A 23,140-nucleotide genomic window follows, 5' to 3' on the forward strand; every position below is an offset into this window, starting at 1 on the left:
GCGGCAATACTACGCTAGTGCGCTCAAAAATGGTTTTCATGGGGTTTATGTCTTTAATAAAAAAATATAGGATACCAAAATTATGGTAAATAACTTCAAAAGCAAAGAGGATAGCGGCGAGGTTCAAGAATCTAATTCTATCGCGGCGTTTTTTGACCTAGACAACACGATCCTTGAGATGCATACGATGATCCTGTTTGCCCGATATCTGACCAAGGTCGGACGGGTGAGCGGCGCGTGTGTCGACGCGATGCTGGAGCGCGTGAAATTGATGGAACGTCTAGGGAGTACGCGCGAAATCACCAATGGCATATTTTTCAGCATCCTTGAAGGGATGCTACTTGAGGACTACCTCGATCTTGGTTTTCAATGGTGGAGCGGCGTGGACAGGCGCTTCGTGACAAAGGTCTACGCGGAGTTTGAGAGCTTAAGAGCGAGCGGCGCACATGTGATCGCGATATCCGGATCCTATTCATGCTGCGTCCATGCGATCAGCGAAACACTGGGCATGACCGCAGGCTACGGCTCGGTGCCACAGGTATCCGACGGGATACTTACAGGCGGCGTGGAGATTGCAATGGTCGGGGAGGAAAAAAAGAGGCAATTGCTCAAGTACGTTTCCGAGCATTCCGACGTTATCACGGCCACTCGTGGCTACGGGGATCACCCGACCGATTTCCCAATGCTTTCGGCTGTCGACGATGCATGCTTCATCCGAGCAGCCGAAACAGACCAGGCAACGCTGACGTATGTCACGTCGAAGGGATGGCGTGTGCTCGATGCATTCGACTCCAACACGATCTAGGCCGACAAGCCGACAAGCCGACAAATCACTACGCTGCTGTCGCGCATTTACTCGGTCCCGCATGTTCCACCCTCAGCATCAAGACGTATTCAAATGACCTCATTTGTTGAAAAGCGACTCGACTTCGAGCGTACGCTGCCAATTTCGCTCGTGCACAAACCATCCAACGATCTGGTCATGCTGACCGACTACGTGGCGCTATCTAGAACCGAAACGCTACTCGGCGCCCAAGTGTCGCGTTCGCATGGCTTATACCAAGAGAGTATTCTGGCATCCAAGGGATATGACATCGCTGCATTGGTTGAGATCTGCCGACAAGCATGCTTCGTCGTTGCTCATACGCAGTTTGGGCTTTCATTAGAGGAAAACCGGTATCAGTTTCTTTTCAGAGAACTCGAATCGCATATCGAAGACGAGGCGCTGCGCGTTACGCACCCGATAGGACAACCGATCCGGATCGTCGTGCGGAGTTCTGTAGAGAAGGAGTTGCGGACAGAGGGGCGAACATCTGGCCTGACGTGGCGATACGATCTCAGTGACCTGAACGAGGGCAAGATCGCGACAGTCCGAATTCAGCAAAGCTTCGTTGATCGCGTTCGCTGGAAGCAGATTCGACGGGAAATGTGTGACGACCGGGGAATGGCGTTTCAGAGTCCTATCGAGATTCCCGCGGAAGGGGAGATCGGTCCGGCCGAGGTGGCGCGCTGGAATCCACAAAATGTGACCTTGCTGCAGGTATCCGAAAGCGCAGGGAGCTTTCATGCACTTGCGCGCTTCGATCCGCGCCACCCCGTGCTGTTCGACAGGCCGACTGCTGACCACATCTTCGCGATGATGCAGTTGGAGAGCTGCCGGCAGTTGGCCCTCTACACCGTCGCCAGGACGCTTCGAATCGACGCTTTTGCGCTGGCAGTGAGTTCGTGCAATGCCGTATTCATGTCGATGTGTGAGGTCAATCTTCCTGTGAGACTTCGGGCGACACTGAGTGTTGACCACGTTAAATCTGGCAGAACGAACGTTGACATACAACTCGAACAGCAAAGCAGAATCGTCTCGAGGTTCAAACTCGATGTTCAGGTTGCGTCCTGAAATTTCCCTAACCTTTACCGGATGAACTCCGGATTCGAACTCAAAAGGAATCGATCCATGAACGAATTTAATTTACATGCCTTAGTGAAGTTTATGAGAGATTCAGGCGAACAGGACGAATCGTCTCAGGCGGAGCTCAGTGAAGCGAACGCGAATTTGACCTTTGGCGAGCTCGGTTTCGACTCGCTCTCACTTCTGAACCTGATTGAGCAGATCAAGCATAAGCACGGACTCGCCATTGCATACGACGAAGCGGTCAGTGTTCAGACTCCCGAGGCCCTATTGACGCTAATTCAGCAGAGTATGCCGACAGAGAAATGAAGGTACGAGCGACACCTCGTGTTCTGTATCGCGACGAATACGAAAGATTCAATTCACTTCAAATCATGAGGCAGATATGTGCGGAATAGCGGGGTGGGTGGATTTTCAGTTGAACATGAAAATGCATCTGAAGACGTTGGAAAGCATGACCAGAACTTTGGAAAATCGCGGACCTGATGCTGAGGGTATCTGGCATGACACGCATGTGGCGTTCGGACACCGGCGACTTTCAATCATCGATCTGGAAGGGGGAAGGCAGCCCATGGAAGCCGCAGGAATATCCGGGGACTACGCGGCGGTCACATTTTGCGGCGAGATATATAACTTTATTGAATTGCGCAACGAGTTGAAAGTCCTCGGCCATTCGTTCCGAACCGAGAGCGACACTGAAGTCTTGCTCGCAGGCTACTTGCAATGGGGTGTCGGCGTGGCGGACCGTCTGAACGGGATGTATGCGTTCGGGATCTGGGACCGCCGGCGTGAAGAGTTGATCCTGGTGCGCGATCGTATGGGGATCAAGCCGCTTTATTACTTTCCGATCCGTGGCGGCCTGGTGTTCGGCTCCGAACCTAAGGCGATTTTCGCGAATTCGCTCGTGCCGCGACGTGTGTCCCTGGACGGCTTGCGCGAGATGTTCGACATGGTCAAGACGCCTGAGTCGACAATTTACGATGGCATGTTCGAGGTTCGGCCAGGTCATGTCGTGACTTTCAGTCGAAGCGGCATCAGGAAGCGGGCTTACTGGACGCTTCAGGCGGCTCCTCACACCGACAATTATGAAACGACGGTGCAGACGGTTCGTGCGATTCTCGAGGATACCGTACGCCGGCAAATGGTGGCTGATGTGCCGATCTGCACCTTGTTGTCTGGCGGACTTGACTCGTCGACGATTACCGCATTGGTTGCCCGGGAATTCGCGCCTCGACAAATCAGGTCGTTTTCGGTCGACTTCAGTCGGAACGTACAGGGTTTCGAGGCCGATGCTGTTCGAGGTTCCGCCGATGCACCGTATGCCAGAGCGTTGTCGGAGCACGTTTCGTCGGCTCACTCCGAGATTCTGCTGGACAGCAATGAGTTACTTGATCCCGACGTGCGGTCGCGTGTACTGCACGCAACCGATATGCCTCCAACATATTGGGGCGACATGTGGCCCTCGCTTTACCTGCTCTTCCGAGAGATTCGGCGGCATTCGACCGTGGCGCTCTCGGGCGAAGCGGCCGACGAGATATTCGGCGGCTATCAATGGTTTCGCAATCCCGCTGCGGTGCAGGCGAATACGTTTCCATGGCTAACGACGGGGTCGTCGCGATACTTCGGTGGCTCGCAGCTATTGTCTCCGTACCTGCTCAAACGTCTGGAACAGGAAAGCTATCGTCAAGATGCGTATAACGCGGCGCTCAGGGAAGTCCCCGTTCTCAATGGTGAGTCGGAGCAGGATCGGCGTATGCGCGAGATCACATACCTGAATCTGACGCGCTTTCTTCAAACGCTTCTGGATCGCAAGGATCGAATGAGCATGGCGGTCGGCCTTGAGGTAAGGGTACCGTTCTGCGATCACCGTCTCGTTGAATACGTTTTCAACACGCCTTGGCAGATGAAGATTGCGGACGGGCGCGAGAAGAGCCTTCTTCGTGCGTCGGCCAAGGATCTGTTGCCCGAGTCCATCTGCAATCGAGTCAAGACGCCATACCCCGCAACTCAGGATCCGAGCTATGAGAACGGTCTTCGGCGGGAGTTACTTGAGGTTTTCTCCGACCGGAACAGTCCGGTCCTTCCTCTGCTGGATACGGCTAAAGCGGATGCTCTGCTCAAGCGCGTCGAAGCGGCGACCAGTCAGCCATACAACCGGGGAAGTCTCGAAGTCGCGCTGTGGCTGAATCGCTGGCTGAAGGAATACAAGGTCGAACTGGCTATCTGAACTCAACCTCTTCACCCGTCTTGATCGGTACACGCGGGGCGAAGGGGCGAAATGGCTCGTTCTATTCAACGCGTACTTTCTTACCTAGGAATATTGCTCATGACCAACGCACCAACCGTCACTCTACTCGAACCACGCACTCTGGTGATCGATACGACCATCCCAATGACGCAACTCGAAGCGCAAATCCTTGCCACACGGAAGTATGGCACGTTTTGGGAGAACGGCGACGAATCGCTCGCACGGGAAGTGCTCTCGCCTGATTATCGCGACCGCACGTTGCCACCGGGCCGTCCGCTTGGAATAGACGGTCCGCTTGGCGCGTTCAGAGCGATTCGCGCGGCGATTCCGGACATGAGGTGTGTAATCGATCAACTTCTTGTGCTTGGTGATCGGGTCATGGTCCATCTGGAATTCAAGGGTCATTTCAAAGGGACATTCAAGGGGGTTCAGGGCAGGGGGCAACCGGTCGCCTTCATCGCGATGGACATCTATCGCTTCGATGACGGACTTCTCGTGGAAAGCTGGCACCTCGAGGACAACCTAACCTTGTACACACAGATGGGCCTAATCTGCGCATGAATGAACATGGCCGGACGAGACCGCCTCGTGTGCTCGTATGTCGAATGGCATCGATGCGACCGTCCTGACATGACTCCCTTCTCGCGATCAGCACCGGCAGTCGCATCCGACTGCTGGAACTCGGCTTCATTTCTGCGACTGTTCCACGCCACTTCGTGGCCTATCCATTTGAGATCCACATGAAGGACGAAATTTTGGTCAACGCCTCGCTGGACCCGGCTGAGACGACTCTCGTAAGCACTCTGCCGCTGGCAGGATTGCTTGCACTGGCAGCATCATGCTTCGTTACGATTCTCACTGAAACCTTGCCCGCCGGTCTGTTGCTTCCGATTGCGGGTGATCTTGCGATATCTGAAGCGATGGCAGGCCAGCTCGTCACCGCCTACGCGATCGGCTCGCTCCTCGCGGCCATACCATTGAGTGTCGTCACCCGAAGCTGTTCCCGACGTCCATTGCTAATGTGGACGATTGCGGCGTTCGTTGTCACCAACGCTATCACGGCGCTCTCCGGGAGCTACTCGGTGATCCTTATGGTTCGAGTTCTTGCCGGTATGAGCGCAGGCCTGCTTTGGAGTCTCGTGGCAGGATATGCAGCCCGAATGGTGGAACCCAACCTGAAAGGACGCGCGATCGCCATTGCGATGGTGGGCGTTCCTTTAGCGTTGTCGCTGGGGCTGCCGGCCAGTACGTTTCTGGGACAGTTCGTCGGGTGGCGAAACGTTTTTGCGTTGATGTCTGTAGCGAGCGTTGTGTTGTTGGTCTGGATTCGGTGGAAAGTTCCGAACTTCCCTGGGCAGGACGCAGCATCGAAGCTCGCCGTCGGGCGTGTGCTGGCGCTTCCGGGGATGGCCGCGATTCTGTTGGCGCTGTTCACCTTCGTGCTCGCACACAATATCCTTTATACCTACATCGCGCCATTTGTCGCTCCCTCTGGACTTTTGCCCAGCCTGAGCCGGGTGCTGCTTGTGTTCGGCGTCTCGTCGCTGATAAGTATCTTTTTTGTCGGAAGCCAGGTCGATCGCAGGCTCCGGCAACTCATGCTCGGCAGCATTGTGCTATTCATGGCCGCTGCGGCTGTGCTCACCATCTGGAACGATCACATGCTCGCGGTCTATTTGGGTGCTATCGCTTGGGGCCTTGGCTACGGCGGCTCCGCGACCCTTTTTCAGACCGCGACAGCACATACTGCGGGCGCTGATACGGACGTCGCGCAATCACTGACCGTCGTTGCGTGGAATCTGTCGATTAGCGGAGGCGGCGTTCTCGGCGGCCTGCTCATTGATTTCGGACCGCGTTCCCTTTCGATCGCTGCACTGCCTTTGCTCTTTGTAGCGCTGGTGACGGTTCAGCGCGCGTCCAGACACGGATTCAAGTAACTTTTGCCAAGAGCGCGGCGCCGATCGACGGAAACGCCTCGATACATTCAGCGGTTCAGGTAGCAGCCTGCGCCCGCCGCAATCTTTCCCGGCTATTGATCAAATGCAGACGCATCGCGGTGCGCGCGGAATCCGCGTCGCCGCGTTCGATGGCGTCCGCGATCTGCTCGTGCTCGCGATTCACGCGCATCAGATATTCGGCGTATTGTTCGCGCGGAATGGGCGTGGCCGTGATGCGCGTGCGCGGAATCATCCGCGTGCCGAGATGCTCCATGATCTCGACGAAATAGCGATTGCCCGTCGCATGCGCGATCTCCATGTGAAACCGCAAATCGGGCGCCACCGTATCCGATGCCGCGCCCACGCTCCGTGAGAAATCGGCGAGCGCCGCGCGCATCGTCGCGAGGCGGGCGGCATCGCAACGCATGGCTGCCAGCCCCGCGCTTTCCGTTTCGAGGCTGATCCGCAATTCGAGGATGGCCAATGCATCGATGGAGCCCGCGACATCGGCGGGATCGAGATGCAATAGCGGCGACGTGCCCGCATCGCACACGAACGTGCCGATGCCATGCCGCGTCTCCACGAACCCCGCCGCCTGCAGACGCGATAGCGCCTCACGCACGACAGTGCGGCTCACGCCGAAACGCTGCACCATCACCGCTTCGGTCGCGAGGCGAGCGCCGGCCTTCAATTCCTTCGCATCGATTTGCGCGCGCAACGCATCGACCAGTTGCGCGGTGAGGCTGCGCCGCGCGCCGGGCAGCGCAATGGATGAATCGGTAGAGGAGGGATGATGCGTGTCGGCATGCGGATCGGGCGATAGCGTCACGGCGTTCTCGTTGGAGTGGGTTTTACACACATTGACAAATCGGTCGGCAAATGATGATATGCGTGATGCGGTGATATGACAACGTACAAGGAGGCGCGTGCCGGGTAATCCCTAGCGACGACAGCCTTCAGGAGACACAGTTCGATGGAACAACAAAACAGCACGCCGTCCACGGGTGACGCCGCGCGATTCGATCGCCTTCTGCTGACGGGCGCCGCGGGCGGAATCGGGCGGGCGATCCGGCATCGCGTCGCCGAATTCGCGCGACACGTGCGCATCTCCGATTTGCCCGGCGTGCTGCCGGACGATGCGGCGCCTCACGAGGAACGCGTTCCTTGCGATCTGGCCGACCGCCAGTCCGTCGATGCGCTCGCCGCCGATTGCGACGCGATCATCCATCTCGGCGGTGTGTCGGTAGAGCGGCCGTTCGAGGAGATTCTCGAAGCCAACATCAAGGGCGTGTTCAACCTCTACGAAGCAGCCCGCCGGCAGGGCGTCGGGCGCATCGTGTTCGCGAGCTCGAATCACGTCACGGGTTTCTATCGGCAGGACGAACGAATCGATGCCACGGCGCGCAAACGCCCCGATGGTTACTACGGCTTGTCCAAGTCCTTCGGCGAAGACATGGCGCAGATGTATTTCGACCGCTACGGCATTGAGACCGTGAGCATCCGCATCGGCTCCGTGTTTCCCGAGCCGAAGGACCGCCGCATGATGGCGAGCTGGATGAGCTACGACGATTTTCACGACCTCTTGCGCCGCAGCCTTTTCACGAAGGACGTCGGCCATACGATCGTGTTCGGCATGTCCGCGAATGCGCACACCTGGTGGGACAACCGCTGCGCGGCGCATCTGGGCTTCGTGCCACGCGACTCGTCGGAGCAGTTCCGCGAAAAGATCGAGGCGACGCCGCCGCCCGCGCCGACCGATCCCGTGGCCGTGCTGCAAGGCGGCGCGTTCACGACGACAGGCCCGTTCGACCCGGTTTAATGCATGCAACATGCAGTATCACGACATTCGTAGTATGTCGTCATACATCCAGCGCCGGCCGCATTGAGCACGACGCCCGGACATCACAGGGACATTTGCCGCCATGTTTTCTCTCGATTTTTCACCGCTGCTGCCGTACTGGCCGACGTTCCTGCTGGGCGCCTGGCTCACGCTCAAGATGACGTGCGTGGCCGTGTTCTTCGGCCTGATCCTCGGCATGCTCGTCGCGTTCGCCAAGCGCGCGAAAGTGCCGGTGCTCACGCGCATCTGCATCATCTATATCGAGACCGTGCGCAATACGCCGTTTCTTGTGCAGATCTTCCTTCTGTACTTCGGTCTCGCGAGCATCGGCTTGCGCATGCCGACCTTTGCGGCCGCCGCGCTCGCGATGACGATCAACATCGGCGCCTATGCGGCCGAGATCATTCGCGCCGGTCTTGAATCGGTGCCACGCGGACAGGTCGAAGCGGCCGAGTGTCTCGGGCTTTCGAAGTGGCGCATCGGCTGGCATGTGATGCTGCAACCGTCGATCGAAAAGGTCTATCCCGCGCTGACGAGCCAGTTCCTGCTGATGATGCAGGCCTCCGCGATTGCGTCGCAGATTTCGGCGGAAGAACTCACGGCGGTCGCCAACACCGTGCAGTCCGATACCTTCCGCTCGCTCGAAACATACATCGTGGTGGCGGCGCTGTACCTCGTGTTGTCGTTGATCATCAAGCTGATCGCGTGGGCCGTGGGCGAGCATCTCTTCAAGCGGCGCCGCGCGATCCGACTCGCCGCGAAACGCGCCGGCAAGACGCCACCCGATTCGCAGCGTATCGATACGGTCATTCCCGGAGGTGCGGCATGAGCGGCGGATTCACGTCATCGCATCTCGTCTATCTGGTGCAATCGATCGGCTGGACGCTCGTGCTCTCCTTGCTCGCGTTCGTGCTCGGCGGCATCGGCGGATTTTGCGTGATGCTCGCGCGCATTTCGCCGCGCGCCTGGTTATCGCGCGCCGCGATCGTCTATATCGAAGCGATTCAGGGCATTCCGCTGCTGATCCTGCTCTTCATCGTGTACTTCGGTTTGTCGGTGTATGGCTATCAGGTGCCCGCGCTCGTCGCGGCCGGCCTCGCGCTGATGGTCTATTCGAGCGCGTATCTCGGCGACATCTGGCGCGGTTGCATCGAAGCGATGCCGAAGCCGCAATGGGAAGCGTCGGAGTGTCTGTCGCTCACGCGCTGGCAAACGCTGCGCCTCGTGATCATCCCGCAGGCGATGCGACTCGCGTTGCCTCCAACGGTCGGCTTTCTCGTACAGCTCATCAAGATGACATCGCTCGCTTCGGTGATCGGCTTCGTCGAACTGACGCGCGCGGGGCAGATCATCAACAACTCGATCTTCCAGCCGTTCCTCATTTTCGGACTGGTCGGCGCTTTCTATTTCGTCCTGTGCTATCCGCTTTCGCGCTGGAGCCAATCGATGGAGAACAAGCTCAATGTCAGCAATCGTTAAGGTCGGCGATATTCACAAGAGCTTCGGCTCCAATCATGTTCTCAAAGGCGTGTCCTTCGAAGTCAACAAGGGCGAGATGATTGCCGTGATCGGCGCGAGCGGCTCGGGCAAGAGCACGGCGCTGCGCTGCATCGACAGGCTGGAGACGATCGACCAGGGGCAGATCGAAGTGTGCGGCATTCGCGTCGACGATCCGAAAGTCGATCTGCATCTGTTGCGCCGCGAAGTGGGCATCGTGTTTCAAAGCTATAACCTCTTTCCGCACCTGACCGTGGAAGAGAACATCATGCTCGCGCTGCGCCATGTGAAGAAGATGTCGAGCGATGAAGCGCGGCGCATCGCGATGAACGTGCTGGAGCAGGTCGGACTCGCACAGAAGGCCGACGCGTATCCAGAACAATTGTCAGGCGGGCAGCAGCAGCGCGTGGCGATTGCGCGCTCGCTCGCGATGTCGCCGAAGGTGATGCTGTTCGACGAAGTGACGTCGGCGCTCGATCCGCAACTGACGGGCGAAGTGCTGCGCGTGATGGAAGACCTCGCGGCAGACGGCATGACGATGCTGCTCGTCACGCACGAGATGGCATTTGCGAAGCGCGTCGCGGACCGCATCATCTACATGCATCAGGGCAAGGTGTGGGAAGTGGGCGACGGCAGCATGCTCGATGCGCCGCGCACGCCCGAATTGCGCGCTTTTCTCGATAACGGACTTTGATATCCGCAGCATCTTATCCAGCAGCATCCAGCAACATCAATAACGACGGAGACTCGACTTGAAAGCGAAGACAATCATTGCACGCGCGGCCCTTGCAACCTTGATGATGGCAGGCGCGGTGCACAGCGCAATGGCCGATCAGCTCGACGACATCAAGAAGGCGGGCGTCGTGCGCGTCGCCATCGCGATCGGCACGCCGCTCTTCAGCTATGCGGATCAGAATCTGAAGCCCGCGGGATCGGACGTCGATACCGCAAATGCGCTCGCGAGAGATCTCGGCGTGAAGCTCGAACTCGTGCAGATCACCAACGCCGCACGCATTCCGACGCTGCAGGCGAAGCGCGCGGACCTCGTGATCTCGTCGCTGTCGGTTACGCCGGAGCGCGCGAAGGTGGTCGATTTCTCGAACCCGTACGCGGTTATCTCGATCATCGTCGGCGGCGTGAAGACGATCAAGGTAAAGGATTACGCGGACCTCGACGGCAAGACCATCGGTCTCACGCGCGCCACGGTGAACGACACGCTCACGACGCAACAGGCGAAGGGCGCGCAGATCCAGCGCTATGAGGACGACGCGACGCTCATCACGTCGATGGTCACGGGCCAGGTCGAAATCTTCTCCAGCACGCCTTCAAACCTGAAGGAAATGCAGGATCGCGCGCCGCAACGCAACATCGAGATGAAGTTCGAACAGAAGACCTTCGATCTCGGCATCGCGATGAACAAGGATCAGCCGCGCCTGAAGGAATGGGTGAACAACTGGGTCGGCACGAACATGAAGAACGGTAACCTGAACACGATCTACAAGAAGTACCACGGACGCGATTTGCCGGATACCGTGCGCAAGGGCGCCTGAGCTTCAATCAGGTGCGAGCCACGCGGGATCTTCGAGCGCCCGCGTGACATGCCCGACGGATCGGCTTCATCGTGCAGATCGAGCGGCTGAGCGTGAAGCAGGGCGATCCGACAATCAGAGCAAAGAGCGGGGCGGAGTCGGTCGACTCGGCCCCGTTTGTCGTTTGAATTCGGCATACAAGATTCGTCGGCGAATAATGCATTCGAAATGCCGCTATCGCCGTGCCCGTAAGCCCTGAGCACACCACGCTGCATCACCGCGCCATGAGGCGTCGGCACCGTTCGAGACAAGCCGCGGCGCTCCGGCGTACACTCGCTTTGCGTTTTGAATCCTGCATGCATTGAGCCATTCCGAATTCGCGGCCGCGCTCAGGCCGCGGATTCGCCACTCATTGGACTCCCTCTCTTCATCACAGGAAGCATCATGGCAAAGAACACGATTGCGGACTATCTGGCGAAGACGCTTGCGGCAGCGGGCGTGGAACGCATCTGGGGCGTAACGGGCGACAGCCTGAACGGGCTTGCATTCAGCCTCGATCGCGTGGGCTCGATCCGCTGGATGCATACGCGGCACGAAGAAGCGGCCGCCTTCGCGGCGGGCGCGGATGCAGCCACCACGGGCAAGCTCGCCGTCTGCGCCGGAAGTTGCGGGCCGGGCAATCTGCATCTCATCAACGGGCTCTACGACTGTCATCGCAATCATCAACCCGTGCTCGCCATCGCCGCGCATATCCCGTCGACCGAGATCGGGCTGGGCTACTTCCAGGAAACGCATCCGCAGGAGCTGTTCAAGGAATGCAGCCACTTCGTGGAACTGGTGTCGAATGCATCGCAGTTTCCACGCGTGCTCGAGCGTGCGATGCGCGCGGCGCTCGATCAGCGCGGCGTCGCGGTCATCGTGTTGCCGGGCGATGTCGCATTGAGCGAGGGTCCGAGCGTGGAACCGCGCTGGACTGCGAGCGCGCCGGGCGCGATCGTGCCGGCCGATGTGGACCTCGGCAGACTCGCCGACCTTCTGAACGGCTGCGAAGCGGTGACGATCATGTGCGGCAGCGGCGTCGCCGGCTCGCATGACGAAGTCGTCGCGCTTGCCGATACGCTCGGCGCGCCCATCGTGCATGCGCTGCGCGGCAAGCAGTTCATCGAGTACGACAATCCGTTCGATGTCGGCATGACGGGGCTCATCGGTTTCAGTTCGGGCTATCACGCGATGATGTCCTGCGACACGCTGCTCCTGCTCGGCTGCGATTTTCCGTATCGCCCGTTCTATCCGCCGCAGGCGAAGATCGTGCAGATCGACTGGCGCGGCTCGCAACTGGGTCGTCGCGCGTCGCTGGAAATGGGGCTCGTCGGCACGATCAAGGAAACGTTGGCGGCGCTCTTGCCCAAGCTTCAGCGCAAGGACGAGCGGCGTTTTCTGGAGAACGCGCTCAAGCACTATGCGACCGCGCGCAAGGACCTCGACGATCTCGCGACGCCGTCCGCGCCGGGACGTCCGATCCATCCGCAATACCTCACGAAGCTCGTCGATGAAATCGCCACCGAAGACGCGATCTTCACCGTGGACGTCGGCACGCCGACGCTCTGGGCCGCGCGCTATCTGACGATGAACGGCAAGCGCCAGTTGCACGGCTCGTTCAATCACGGCTCGATGGCCAACGCGATGCCGCAGGCGCTCGGCGTGCAGGCCGCGCAACCGCAACGACAAGTGGTGTCGCTATCGGGCGATGGCGGCCTTTCGATGTTGCTCGGCGATCTGCTGTCCGCCGTGCAGCTCGAATTGCCGATCAAGGTCGTCGTGTTCAACAACAGCCTGCTCGGTTTCGTGTCGATGGAATTGAAGGCGGGCGGCTATCTCGACACCAATGTCGATCTGAGCAAGACCGATTTCTCGCAGATCGCGAAGGGCGCGGGCATCTGGTCGGTGCGTGTGGAAGAGTCGGAGCAACTGGAAAACGCCTTGCGGGAAGCATTCGCGCACAAGGGGCCGGCGCTCGTCGATGTCGTCACGTCGAAGCATGAACTCGCGATGCCGCCGACCATCGAGCTATCGCAGGCGAAAGGCTTCAGCCTCTATATGTTGCGAGCGATTCTGAGCGGCCGCGGCGATGAAATCGTCGAACTCGCGCGCACGAACCTGCGTTGAGCGAGACAGCGCCATGAGCGAAACGAAAGACGGCTTGCCGCTCGATCATGTGTTCGACTTCGAAGGGCAGGCCGTGCGCTACGGCGTGATCGGCGAGGGTGCGCCGCTCGTGCTGGTGCACGGTACGCCGTTTTCATCGCAGGTATGGCGGCGTATCGCGCCGATTGCGGCCCGTTCGCGGCGCGTGCATTACTTCGATCTGCTGGGCTATGGCGCTTCGGAAATGCGCGACGATCAGGATGTCTCGCTCGGCGTGCAGAACCGCGTGCTCGCGGCGCTGATTGCCCATTGGCGCGCCGACTGGAACGGCGCATTGCCCGACGTGCTCGCGCACGACTTCGGCGGCGCGACGTCGCTCAGGGCGGCATTGCTGAACGGCTGCGCCTATCGTTCGCTGATGCTCGTCGATCCGGTTGCCGTGGCGCCTTGGGGATCGCCTTTCGTGCGTCATGTGCGTCAACATGAAGCCGCGTTCGCAGGCGTGCCGCCGTATATGCATCAAGCGATGCTCGATGCGTACCTGCAAGGCGCGGCGTATCGAAAGTTATCGGAAGAGACATTGCGAATCTATACGCGGCCTTGGACGGGCGAGAAAGGACAGGCCGCGTTTTATCGACAGATTGCACAGATGGATCAGCGCTATACCGATGAAGTGCAATCGCGCTATGGTGAATTGACATGTCCCGTGTCGATTCTATGGGGCGAGGAAGACGAGTGGATACCTGTCGAGCGCGGTGTCGAACTCGCGTCGCTGATTCCGCAGGCGCGCTTCACGCGTGTGCCCGGATCAGGACATCTGATGCAGGAAGACGCGCCCGAGGTTATCGTCGGCGAATGGCTGACGTTCATGCACACGCAGCGCCCTTAACTAAACTTCACCCCTTGTTTTTAGCACTTTCGGCGCGAAATGCCGCTTCGCCCGCGTCGGATATTTCCACCCATTTCCGGTCGGGCGGTGCATCATCGACATAACTATCGTGCCAGTTCCACCACTTGTAGGTCTGCGTCTGCGGATAGCCTTCGGGCGAATCTTCCCATAGCTCCTGACGTCCAAGCGGCGTGATGTCGAGATAGTTCCAGGTATTGCCCATCTGCTCGTCGCCGCGGTTGTTGAGGAAATACGTGCGGAAGACCTGATCTTTATCGCGGAAGAACACGTTCGTGCCGTGCCATTCCTCGACGCCGAAGTCGGCATCGAAACGATCCGTCAGCGTGAACCACGGAATGTTCCAGCCCATGCGTTCCTTTAGCCGAGCGATGTCCTGCTGCGGCGCACGCGATACGAAAACGAGCGTGGTGTCGCGTGCATTCAGATGCGCAACATGAGCGACCTGATCGGCGACCAGCGAACAGCCCCGGCACGCATGCTCGGGCCAGCCGAACACGCCGGGCTCATAAAACGCGCGATAGACGATCAACTGACGCCTTCCGTTGAACAGATCGAGAAAGCCGATCTTGCCGTCGGGACCATCGAACACATAGTCCGTCTTCACGGCCATCCACGGCATGCGGCGACGCTCGGCGGCGAGCGCGTCGCGGGCGCGCGTGTGGGCCTTTTCCTTCACGAGCAACTGCTGACGCGCCGCTTCCCACGCTTGTTCCGACACGACGGGCGGCGTGCGCATCTCAGTTCGTTCGCTCGTCGTTCCTTTTTCGTCTGATGTAGTCATGGCTTTGCAACCTCCTGAGTTGAACTCTTGCTCGTTGTTCGCCGTGAACCAGTCTGCACCCGAATGCGGCTGACGGGGAGTAACAAGTGTGACGGCATTTTCCGGAGGTTGCGCGCAGACCAATCAGGCCCACGAGGCGCGCAGCGCGTGCATCGTTTTCCAGTACGTGAAGAAGCGTCCGGCGAACATGCCCGCGACGACACCCGATACCGCAGCATCGATCACGCCATACGTCACGAGCGCCGACAGGTTCGTCACGGTCGCAATCTCGAACCCGAGCCAGAACTTCGCGATGAACGTGGCGGCGATCAGCAGCAAGGGCACGAATGAACCCGGCAGCATCACGGTGCGAGCGATCGGATCGACGATGAAGCGGCTCCGGCTCGCATTGAACACGCCGGCCATGACGCCCACGCCGAGCGTGAGAATCCATGCGGCGACAGCGGCCACGCCCGTGAGCGGCGACGAAATCAGATGCGCGATGCCCATGCCCGCAAAAACCAGCGGGATGATCGCGAGTTTCGAAAGCGGCGTGGTGCTGGCCTGCATTGCCTTGATGCCGCGATACAGCAGGAATGCGAGCAGCACCCAGACCCATGTCGGCGTGCCTTGAATGATGGCGATTGGTGTCATGTTCATCTCCTTCAGACCGGTTGTTTGATGCGCATGATGCCGCCGGAGAATTAGCTGCAAATGAGTCGAACAAGCCGGGCGTTTGCATCGCGTGTATTAAGCGCTCCCCGAAACTCGGCCGCGCGACGGGTAAAATGCGGCCTGCCCGCCGTTCGGCCGGAGATGCGTGTGACCCGCGCATTGACGGCATTGCGGGCCGCGTCCGCCTCACGAAGGCAAACTTCCTTCCGTCTGCGTCCGTCCGGTCATCCCGCGCACCGCCGCTTTCGCTGAACCACACACGCTACGCAACGACATTCGAGGATTGTTTTCATGCTTGCCCGCATCACCCGCCTTTTCCCGCTCTGGGCCGTGCTGGTTTCCGTCGCAGCCTATTGCGCGCCTTCTTCCGTGACGGGCATCGCGCCGCACGTCACGACGCTTCTGACGGTCATCATGCTGTCGATGGGCGTCACGCTTTCCATCGACGATTTCAGGCGCGTGTTCACACGGCCCGCGCCGGTCATCGCGGGCATCGTCCTGCATTACCTGGTGATGCCGCTCGCCGCATGGGCGATCGCGAAAGCGCTGCGCATGCCGCCCGATCTGACGGCGGGCATGGTGCTCGTCGGCAGTGTCGCGAGCGGCACTGCGTCGAACGTGATGATCTATCTCGCGCGCGGCGATGTGGCGCTGTCCGTCACGATCAGTGCGTTGTCGACGCTCGTCGGCGTGTTCGCGACGCCGCTGCTCACGCGTCTTTATGTCGATGCATCGATTGCCGTCGATGTGCACGGCATGCTGATGAGCATCGTGCAGATCGTCGCGCTGCCGATCGTCATCGGCCTCGTCGTGAATCATCTGTTCGGCAAGGTCGTGCGCAAGATCGAATGGATGCTGCCGCTCGTGTCGATGGTGTCGATCCTGCTGATCATCGCGGCGGTCGTCGGCGGCACGCAGAAGAGCATCGCGTCGGTGGGCATGGTCGTCGCGGTGGGCGTAGTGCTGCACAACGGCATCGGTCTTTTGGGCGGCTACTGGGGCGGCCGTCTGCTCGGCTTCGACGAAGCCGTCTGCCGCACACTCGCGATCGAAGTCGGCATGCAGAACTCGGGCCTCGCAGCGACGCTCGGCAAGCTCTATTTCACGCCGATCGCGGCCTTGCCCGGCGCGCTGTTCTCGGTGTGGCACAACTTGTCGGGATCGATGCTCGCGGGCTATTGGGCAGGCCGCCCGGCGAAAGGCTCGACGCGCGATACCGATGCACAAGGTGTCGTCGCGCGGCAGAGTTGAGCGTTCGCACGCAATCGAGTAAAAGAAAACGCGCCCATGCCGGCGCGTTTTTTTCATTTCACTCCAAGCAGCCCGCGAATCGTTTCCTCAGTCTGCGCATAGCGTCCTTCGCCGAAATGCGTGTACACGATCTTCCCGTTCTGATCGATCAGATAGAGCGCGGGCCAGTACTGGTTGTTATACGCATTCCACGTTGCGTATCGATTGTCCTGCGCGACCGGATATTCGATTCCATATTTCGCGATAGCTTTCTTCAGATTGCCGGTGTCGCGCTCGAACGAGTATTCGGGCGTATGCACGCCGACTACGACAAGTCCTTTATCCCGATAGCGCGCGTACCAGTCCTTCACGTGCGGCAGCGTATGCGCGCAGTTGATGCAATCGAAGGTCCAGAAGTCCACGAGCACGACCTTGCCGCGCAACTGCGCGAGATCGAGCGGCGCGCTGTTGATCCAGTTATCGATGCCGGCGAAGTCGGGGGCCTGCGCGCCGGTCGGCTGCATCGCTTTCATGCCGGCCGCAGAGTCGGTCGATGAAAAAGCGGTGAGCGCCGCGACGGCGCCGAGCGCGGCGATCATGGCAGTGCCGACGGCGGCGATCTTGAGTCGGGCAAACATGGCGGGTTCTCCTTTCGGTTTGGCGGTGAAGCGTATTGAAGCGCGCGGATGTATCGGGCGCGTGTCCCGTTTGTATCGCCATGTATCCGGCGGCGCGGCCGATACATGGCGTTGCACGGCGGGCCGTTTCTGAAATTCCCGCGATACATGAAGGCGCTGAAATACGTCACATGGCCTGATGTGCCGTTTCCCCGGCGTTCGATGCCGGTCCGTCCAACCGATTTCCACGGAACACCGATCTCATGTCACTCATCGTCATCGCATTCTTCGGCGGCGTGTTCACCGTGCTGAGCCCCTGCATCCTGCCGGTCGTGCCGTTCGTGTTCGCGCGCTCGGACAAGCCCTTCATCACCGACCGCCTGCCGCTTCTCATCGGGCTCGCGGGCACGTTCGCGCTCGTGACCGGCATCGGCGTCGCGGGTCTCGCGGGCGCTGCCCAATTGAACGAATACGGCCGCTGGATCGCGCTCGCGACGCTCGGGCTGTTCGGCGCGGTGCTGCTGTTTCCGTCGATTGCCGAGCGGCTCACGCGTCCGTTATCGGCGCTCGCGGACCGCATCGTCGCGCGTTCGCAGACGCAGGGCACGACGCGTCGCATCGCTTCGTCGATGCTGCTGGGCGCGGCGACCGGGCTGCTGTGGGCGCCGTGCGCGGGGCCGATCCTCGGCGTGATTCTCACGAGCGCGGCCTTGCATGGCGCGAACTGGCACACGGCTGCGGCGCTCGCCGCGTATGGCATCGGCGCGGCGAGTTCGCTCGCGGTCGCATCGAGCCTCGGCAAGCGCGCGCTAGACAGGCTCAAGCGTTCGTTCGGCGTGGGCGAGCATCTGCGCCGTGCAACGGGCGCGCTCGTCGTATTGACCGTGGCCGCGATAGCGACGGGCCTCGACACGCGCGTGCTCGCGCATATCCCCGGCGCGCCGACGAACGGCATCGAGAGCAAGCTCGTCGGCGTGCTGAAGGCGAAACAGACGTCGCACGATGCACGACAGGGCGCGCGCATCATGCGCGTATCGATGCCGGCCGCGCTGCCGGTTCAGGGCAAGTTGCCATCGCTCGACGGCGCGACGACCTGGCTCAATTCCGCGCCGCTTTCCGCCGATGCATTGCGCGGCAAGGTCGTCGTGGTCAACTTCTGGACGTATTCGTGCATCAACTGTCTGCGCACGCTGCCGTATCTCAAGACATGGGCGCAACGTTATGGTAATGACGGGCTCGTCGTGATCGGCGTGCATACGCCCGAGTTCGGCTTCGAGCGCGACACGGCAAACGTGAAGCGCGCGCTTGCGAATCTGAACATCAAGTACCCCGTTGCCGTCGATAACGACTACGGCATCTGGCGCGCGTTCGGCAATCAGTACTGGCCGGCGTTCTATATCGTCGATGCACAAGGGCGCGTGCGCTTTCATCACTTCGGCGAAGGCGGATATGGCGAGGCGGAGAACGCGATTCGCCAGTTGCTCGCCGATAACGGCGCGTCGATGACCGCCCGCGATGCGCAAAGCGTGCAGGGCAGCGGCGCGCAGGCGGCGGCCGATCCGGCGGACATCGGTTCGGACGAGACCTATGTGGGCTACCGGCAGGCGCAAGGCTTCGCGTCGCCGCAACGCGTGATGCCCGATGCCATCGAAACCTACACGCTGCCCGCGCGACTCTCGCTCAACGACTGGGCGCTCGATGGAAAGTGGAACGTCGGCGCAGAGGCGGCGGTGCCGGCCGCGCCGCAAGCGCGCATCGCGTATCGCTTTCACGCGCGCGATCTGCATCTCGTGCTCGGGCCATCGCCGGATGGCAAGCCGGTGCGCTTTCGCGTGACGATCGATGGCGCGGCGCCGGGCGCGTCACACGGCGCGGATATCGCCGCCGATGGCAGCGGCGTCGTGACGAACGCGCGTCTTTATCAGCTCGTGCGTCAGACGGGCGCGGTCGCCGATCGCACTTTCGAAATCGAATTTCTCGATCCTGGCGCACAAGCGTATAGCTTCACTTTCGGCTAACTCGCTTGCCAACTTTGTCCTTCGACGCCGCGCCGATGCGCGGCGTTTTTTCGTCTTTACCACGAGAAAAAGTCATCCGGACGGCTCCGGCTAGGTGCATTCCCTAGCGTCTCTTTTGAAAGATCGCGTGGCGTGCTTCGCCCACGCGCACATCCAGTCGCCGCAAAGCCGCGCCCGCTCTGGTTCCGCGGCCCACGCGCAGCGCCGCACCATACTCGAGCAGCTTCCGCACTGCCCGCATGCATTACCAGAAGTATCGGAAAGTGCTCAGAAAATGTCGGTGGGTGATCGAAATTGGCCATGTACGCTTCATTCAACGCAAAGAACGCCGAGATGTTCCGGCAGCGACAAATCCCTTTCTCGAACTTGCCAGGTGACTGAACCGATGATTCCCAACCTGACTCTCGCACCGAACGACGTCACGAATCCGGCTCCCTCGCAGTCGGGAACCGTATCGTCGGCCCGATCGGTTGCGGCGTCCCAGACCGAGATCCTCACGGTCAAAAACCTTTCGAAGATCTTCGGCGCGAAGCCGGACCGCGCTCAGGAGTTATTGAACCAGGGCCTCGGCCGCAACGAAATCTTCGCGCAGACCGGCAATATGGTCGCCGTCGACGATGTGAGCCTTGCCGTCAACGCGGGCGAGATCTTCGTCATCATGGGTCTTTCCGGCTCGGGCAAATCGACGCTCGTGCGTCTGCTCAACCGCCTCATCGAGCCGACCTCGGGACAAGTGATTCTCGAAGGCCGCGACATCGCGCCGATGAGCACGCCCGAACTGCGCGCCGTGCGCCGCGAAAAAATGGCGATGGTGTTCCAGTCTTTTGCGCTGCTGCCGAATCGCTCGGTCATCGACAACATTGCTTATGGCCTCGAAGTCGCGGGCAAGAAGAAGGCGGATCGTTATGAAGTCGCACGCGCCGCACTGACGCGCGTCGGCCTCGCTTCCTACGAGAAGCTGTTGCCGAGCGAACTGTCGGGTGGCATGCAGCAGCGCGTCGGTCTCGCTCGCGCGCTGGCGGTGAATCCTTCCGTGCTGCTGATGGACGAAGCGTTCTCCGCACTCGATCCGCTCATCCGCTTCGAGATGCAGAACGAACTCTTGCGCCTGCAGAAGGAAGAACAGCGCACGATCGTGTTCATCTCGCACGATATCGAAGAAGCGGTGAAGATCGGCGGGCGCATCGGCATCATGAAAGACGGCCGCCTGATTCAGGTGGGCACGCCGGCAGAACTCATCCAGTCGCCCGCCGACGATTACGTGCGCGACTTCTTCCGCAATGTCGACGTATCGCGCTTTCTCGAAGCATCGAGCCTGATGACGAAGGTCGAGCGCGGTCTCATCGCGTGCAACACGAGCGCGCCGTCGGAGCGCTATCTGAACGGCCTGATCGACAGCGGCGCCGAATGCGGCTACGTCTGCGACGAGGCAGGGCGCTATCAGGGCTGCGTGACGCCTGCATCGCTGCACAAGAACGGCAACCGGCCGATCAGCGATGCGTTGCTGCGCGATGTCGCGGCGGTCCCGCTGACAGCCGATCTGCATCAACTCGCGACCATTGCGCTCGGCCAGGAGCACGACGTGCCGGTCACCGACGAACAGGGCAGACTCGCGGGCGTCGTGTCCTGCCGCACGATTCTCAAGCAGGTCATGGAGCGGAGAGCAGCATGAATTCCTCGATATTTGGAAAGGTCGCCGAAGACGCAGTCAACTTTCTTTTCTCGCACTTTCGCGGCGGTTTCGACGCATTCTCGGCCGCGCTCGGCGCGGTCATCAAGCTGCTCGAAGATGGCCTCGGCGCGGTGCCGTTCATCGTGATGCTCGTGATTCTCATGGCGCTCGCGCTGTGGAGAAGAGGTGTCGTGTTCGCGGTGTTCGTCGGCGCGGCGCTCTATGTGATCAACTATATGGGCCTCTGGGCGCAGACTACTTCGACACTCGCGCTCGTCGTCGCGGCGACCTTCTTCAGTCTCGTGATCGGCGTGCCGCTCGGCATCTGGGGTGCGCGCAACAGGCGTGTGGAAGTCGTGCTGCGTTCGCTGCTCGATTTCATGCAGACGATGCCCGCGTTCGTCTATCTGATTCCCGCGGTGATTCTGTTCGGTCTCGGACGTGTGCCCGCGGTGATCGCGACGATCGTCTTCGCCATGCCGCCGGTCGTGCGCCTGACGACGCTCGGCATTCGCCAGGTGCGTGAGGAATTGCTCGAAGCGGGCCGCTCGTTCGGCAGCACGGATGCGCAATTGCTCTGGAAGATTCAGTTGCCGAATGCATTGCCTTCGATCATGGCGGGCGTGAACCAGACGATCATGATGGCGCTGTCGATGGTGGTGGTCGCATCGATGATCGGTGCGGGCGGGCTCGGCGAATACGTGCTGAGCGGCATTCAGCGGCTCGATATCGGCATCGGCTTCGAAGGCGGCCTCGGCGTGGTGCTGCTCGCGATCATTCTCGATCGGCTGACGGAGAGTTTCGGCGTGAAGTCGAAGAAGAAAAAGAAGGTCGTCTCCACGCCAGTCAAGCCTGCTTCTGCCGCAAACACTGCTCAAACCTGAGCAACACAGCGTCGCCAATATCTCAAATCCTGAACCGTAAGATACGGAGTCCGAAATGAATAACAGCTTCATAAAATCCCTGATCGTCAAGATCGTGACGCCGGCCATCGTGGCGTTCGGGGTCGGTGCGAATCCGGCGATCTCGGCCGAGCCTCTCAAAGTCGCCGTCACGAACTGGGCCGACGTGCTCGCGGTCGCCAATGTCGCGAAGTACGTGCTCGAGACGAAGCTCCAGCAGCCGGTGCAGTTCGTTCAGGCGGATATCGGCATCCAGTATCAGGGCGTGTCGCGCGGCGATCTCGACATCATGGTCGGTGGATGGCTGCCGGTGACGCACGGCCAGTATGTCGCGCGCTACAAGGACACGCTCGACGACGTCGGCATCATCTACACGGGCGGCAAGAATGGCTGGGCCGTTCCCGCGTATGTGCCCGAGTCACAGCTTTCATCGATCGAAGACCTGAAGAAGCCCGAGGTGCAGAAGCAGCTCAACGGCGTGATCCAGGGCATCGAGCCGGGCGGCGGTCTGATGCAGGCATCGGAAAAGACCATCAAGGCGTATGACCTGTCAGGCTACAAGCTGCAATCGGCGAGCGAGGCCGGCATGCTCGCGTCGATTCAGCGCGCATATGGATCGAAGCAATGGATCGTCGCGACCGTATGGAGCCCGCACTGGCTGTTCCAGAAATGGCAGATGCGCTATCTGAAAGACCCGAAAGGCACGCTGGGCGGCGAGGAGCAGGTTCACGCTTTCGCATCGAAGCAGTTCGCGACCAAGTTTCCGCGCGCGGATGTATTCTTCAAGCATTTCAAGCTGACGCTCGCGGATGTCGAGTCGATCGAATTCGAAGGCAATTCGACCAACGACTACGCGACGGCCGCGAAAAAGTTCGTCGACGCGCATCCGGACAAGGTGAAGGCGTGGCTCGCGCAGTGAACACGGGCATGCAGGCGGAGAAGGCGCTGGAGCGCGCGGGCATCGCGTGCAACAAGAACAACATTCCCTTCGATACCGAGAACCCGACCGTGACCTCGGGCATCCGCCTCGGCACGCCCGCGGCGACGACGCGCGGCTTCGGCGTCGCGCAGTTCGAGCAGGTCGGCGCAATGATTCACGACGTGCTGGCCGCGCTCGAACATGCGCGCAATGGCGACGAGCGCGTGGAGCGCGCGGTTCGCGCCCGCGTGCGCGAGTTGTGCAGCACGTACCCGGTTTATTCACATGCGGAAGCGCTCGTCTGACGCGCATCGCGCATGACCACACACTATCCT

22 protein-coding genes and 1 pseudogene are annotated in these 23,140 nt (G+C 60.3%); 19 read left to right on the plus strand and 4 right to left on the minus strand.

The features are described from left to right. Positions 1-82: 82 nt before the first annotated feature. From PQR08_RS33765 to PQR08_RS33790, 6 genes are all read left to right on the plus strand, one after another. Complete coding sequence (locus tag PQR08_RS33765; RefSeq protein WP_250485336.1) at positions 83-805, plus strand: HAD family hydrolase; 723 nt, start codon at positions 83-85, stop codon at positions 803-805. A 93-nt stretch (positions 806-898) separates the two neighbouring features. Continuing rightward, positions 899-1,894 (plus strand): AfsA-related hotdog domain-containing protein, encoded by a 996-nt coding sequence (locus PQR08_RS33770; RefSeq protein ID WP_250485335.1) that lies wholly within the window; start codon positions 899-901, stop codon positions 1,892-1,894. Between the two features lie 57 nt (positions 1,895-1,951). Further along, a complete protein-coding gene (locus PQR08_RS33775; protein WP_250485334.1) occupies positions 1,952-2,215 on the plus strand; it encodes an acyl carrier protein in 264 nt (87 codons plus the stop codon). 76 nt (positions 2,216-2,291) lie between these two features. Then, positions 2,292-4,133: an asparagine synthase (glutamine-hydrolyzing) gene (asnB, locus tag PQR08_RS33780; RefSeq protein ID WP_284509073.1), complete on the plus strand. Its 1,842-nt coding sequence runs from the start codon at positions 2,292-2,294 to the stop codon at positions 4,131-4,133. A gap of 99 nt (positions 4,134-4,232) precedes the next feature. Further along, positions 4,233-4,715 (plus strand): ester cyclase, encoded by a 483-nt coding sequence (locus tag PQR08_RS33785; protein ID WP_250485333.1) that lies wholly within the window; start codon positions 4,233-4,235, stop codon positions 4,713-4,715. 179 nt (positions 4,716-4,894) lie between these two features. Further along, positions 4,895-6,091 carry an MFS transporter gene (locus PQR08_RS33790; RefSeq protein WP_250485332.1) on the plus strand — a complete coding sequence of 399 codons (1,197 nt, stop codon included), beginning with the start codon at positions 4,895-4,897 and terminating at the stop codon, positions 6,089-6,091. A 55-nt stretch (positions 6,092-6,146) separates the two neighbouring features. Here the strand turns inward: PQR08_RS33790 and PQR08_RS33795 are convergent, their stop codons facing one another. Further along, complete coding sequence (locus tag PQR08_RS33795) at positions 6,147-6,920, minus strand: FadR/GntR family transcriptional regulator (RefSeq protein WP_408163791.1); 774 nt, start codon at positions 6,918-6,920, stop codon at positions 6,147-6,149. 144 nt (positions 6,921-7,064) lie between these two features. Here PQR08_RS33795 and PQR08_RS33800 point away from each other — a divergent pair, with 144 nt between their 5' ends. The 7 genes from PQR08_RS33800 (at position 7,065) to PQR08_RS33830 (ending at position 13,991) form a co-directional block, all read left to right on the plus strand. Next, positions 7,065-7,910 carry an NAD-dependent epimerase/dehydratase family protein gene (locus PQR08_RS33800; protein ID WP_250485330.1) on the plus strand — a complete coding sequence of 282 codons (846 nt, stop codon included), beginning with the start codon at positions 7,065-7,067 and terminating at the stop codon, positions 7,908-7,910. 103 nt (positions 7,911-8,013) lie between these two features. Beyond that, complete coding sequence (locus PQR08_RS33805) at positions 8,014-8,760, plus strand: amino acid ABC transporter permease (RefSeq protein WP_250485328.1); 747 nt, start codon at positions 8,014-8,016, stop codon at positions 8,758-8,760. Beyond that, entirely contained in the window at positions 8,757-9,410 is a 654-nt protein-coding gene (locus tag PQR08_RS33810; protein ID WP_187604215.1) for an amino acid ABC transporter permease, read from the plus strand. Before PQR08_RS33805 ends, PQR08_RS33810 begins: the two co-directional genes overlap by 4 nt. Continuing rightward, the gene (locus PQR08_RS33815; protein WP_061117075.1) at positions 9,394-10,122 is read left to right on the plus strand and encodes an amino acid ABC transporter ATP-binding protein; all 729 of its coding nucleotides are present in this window, start codon (positions 9,394-9,396) and stop codon (positions 10,120-10,122) included. Before PQR08_RS33810 ends, PQR08_RS33815 begins: the two co-directional genes overlap by 17 nt. A 58-nt stretch (positions 10,123-10,180) precedes the next feature. Next, positions 10,181-10,978 carry a transporter substrate-binding domain-containing protein gene (locus tag PQR08_RS33820; RefSeq protein ID WP_250485327.1) on the plus strand — a complete coding sequence of 266 codons (798 nt, stop codon included), beginning with the start codon at positions 10,181-10,183 and terminating at the stop codon, positions 10,976-10,978. Positions 10,979-11,401: 423 nt separating this feature from the next. Beyond that, positions 11,402-13,123, plus strand: a complete 1,722-nt coding sequence (gene poxB, locus PQR08_RS33825; protein ID WP_187604218.1) for a ubiquinone-dependent pyruvate dehydrogenase — start codon at positions 11,402-11,404, stop codon at positions 13,121-13,123. A gap of 13 nt (positions 13,124-13,136) precedes the next feature. After that, on the plus strand, positions 13,137-13,991 hold the full coding sequence (locus PQR08_RS33830) for an alpha/beta fold hydrolase (protein ID WP_250485326.1): 855 nt from the start codon (positions 13,137-13,139) through the stop codon (positions 13,989-13,991). Between the two features lie 7 nt (positions 13,992-13,998). On the opposite strand, the gene PQR08_RS33835 is transcribed toward PQR08_RS33830, so the two are convergent. Both PQR08_RS33835 and PQR08_RS33840 read right to left on the minus strand, forming a co-directional pair. After that, positions 13,999-14,793 carry a DUF899 domain-containing protein gene (locus tag PQR08_RS33835; RefSeq protein WP_250485325.1) on the minus strand — a complete coding sequence of 265 codons (795 nt, stop codon included), beginning with the start codon at positions 14,791-14,793 and terminating at the stop codon, positions 13,999-14,001. 123 nt (positions 14,794-14,916) lie between these two features. Beyond that, positions 14,917-15,426, minus strand: coding sequence for a DUF6622 family protein (locus PQR08_RS33840; RefSeq protein ID WP_250485324.1), 510 nt, complete (start codon positions 15,424-15,426; stop codon positions 14,917-14,919). Between the two features lie 312 nt (positions 15,427-15,738). Here PQR08_RS33840 and panS point away from each other — a divergent pair, with 312 nt between their 5' ends. After that, complete coding sequence (gene panS / locus PQR08_RS33845; protein WP_250485323.1) at positions 15,739-16,698, plus strand: ketopantoate/pantoate/pantothenate transporter PanS; 960 nt, start codon at positions 15,739-15,741, stop codon at positions 16,696-16,698. Between the two features lie 53 nt (positions 16,699-16,751). On the opposite strand, the gene PQR08_RS33850 is transcribed toward panS, so the two are convergent. Next, on the minus strand, positions 16,752-17,315 hold the full coding sequence (locus tag PQR08_RS33850; protein ID WP_250485322.1) for a thioredoxin family protein: 564 nt from the start codon (positions 17,313-17,315) through the stop codon (positions 16,752-16,754). Between the two features lie 242 nt (positions 17,316-17,557). On the opposite strand from PQR08_RS33850, the gene PQR08_RS33855 reads away from it, so the two are divergent. The 5 genes and pseudogenes from PQR08_RS33855 to glyA all read left to right on the plus strand — a co-directional run. Beyond that, positions 17,558-19,312, plus strand: coding sequence for a cytochrome c biogenesis protein DipZ (locus PQR08_RS33855; protein ID WP_250485321.1), 1,755 nt, complete (start codon positions 17,558-17,560; stop codon positions 19,310-19,312). A gap of 385 nt (positions 19,313-19,697) precedes the next feature. Then, positions 19,698-20,984: a quaternary amine ABC transporter ATP-binding protein gene (locus tag PQR08_RS33860; protein ID WP_284509076.1), complete on the plus strand. Its 1,287-nt coding sequence runs from the start codon at positions 19,698-19,700 to the stop codon at positions 20,982-20,984. Continuing rightward, the gene (locus PQR08_RS33865) at positions 20,981-21,868 is read left to right on the plus strand and encodes an ABC transporter permease (RefSeq protein WP_250485319.1); all 888 of its coding nucleotides are present in this window, start codon (positions 20,981-20,983) and stop codon (positions 21,866-21,868) included. The genes PQR08_RS33860 and PQR08_RS33865 overlap by 4 nt, the downstream gene beginning before the upstream one ends. Before the next feature lie 55 nt (positions 21,869-21,923). Continuing rightward, complete coding sequence (locus PQR08_RS33870) at positions 21,924-22,805, plus strand: glycine betaine ABC transporter substrate-binding protein (protein WP_250485318.1); 882 nt, start codon at positions 21,924-21,926, stop codon at positions 22,803-22,805. A 5-nt stretch (positions 22,806-22,810) separates the two neighbouring features. Then, a pseudogene (glyA, locus tag PQR08_RS33875) lies at positions 22,811-23,110 on the plus strand (serine hydroxymethyltransferase); the annotation flags it as partial. Between the last annotated feature and the right edge of the window lie 30 nt (positions 23,111-23,140).

It is taken from the genome of Caballeronia jiangsuensis (genome assembly GCF_046030135.1).
GTDB classification, from domain to species: domain Bacteria; phylum Pseudomonadota; class Gammaproteobacteria; order Burkholderiales; family Burkholderiaceae; genus Caballeronia; species Caballeronia jiangsuensis.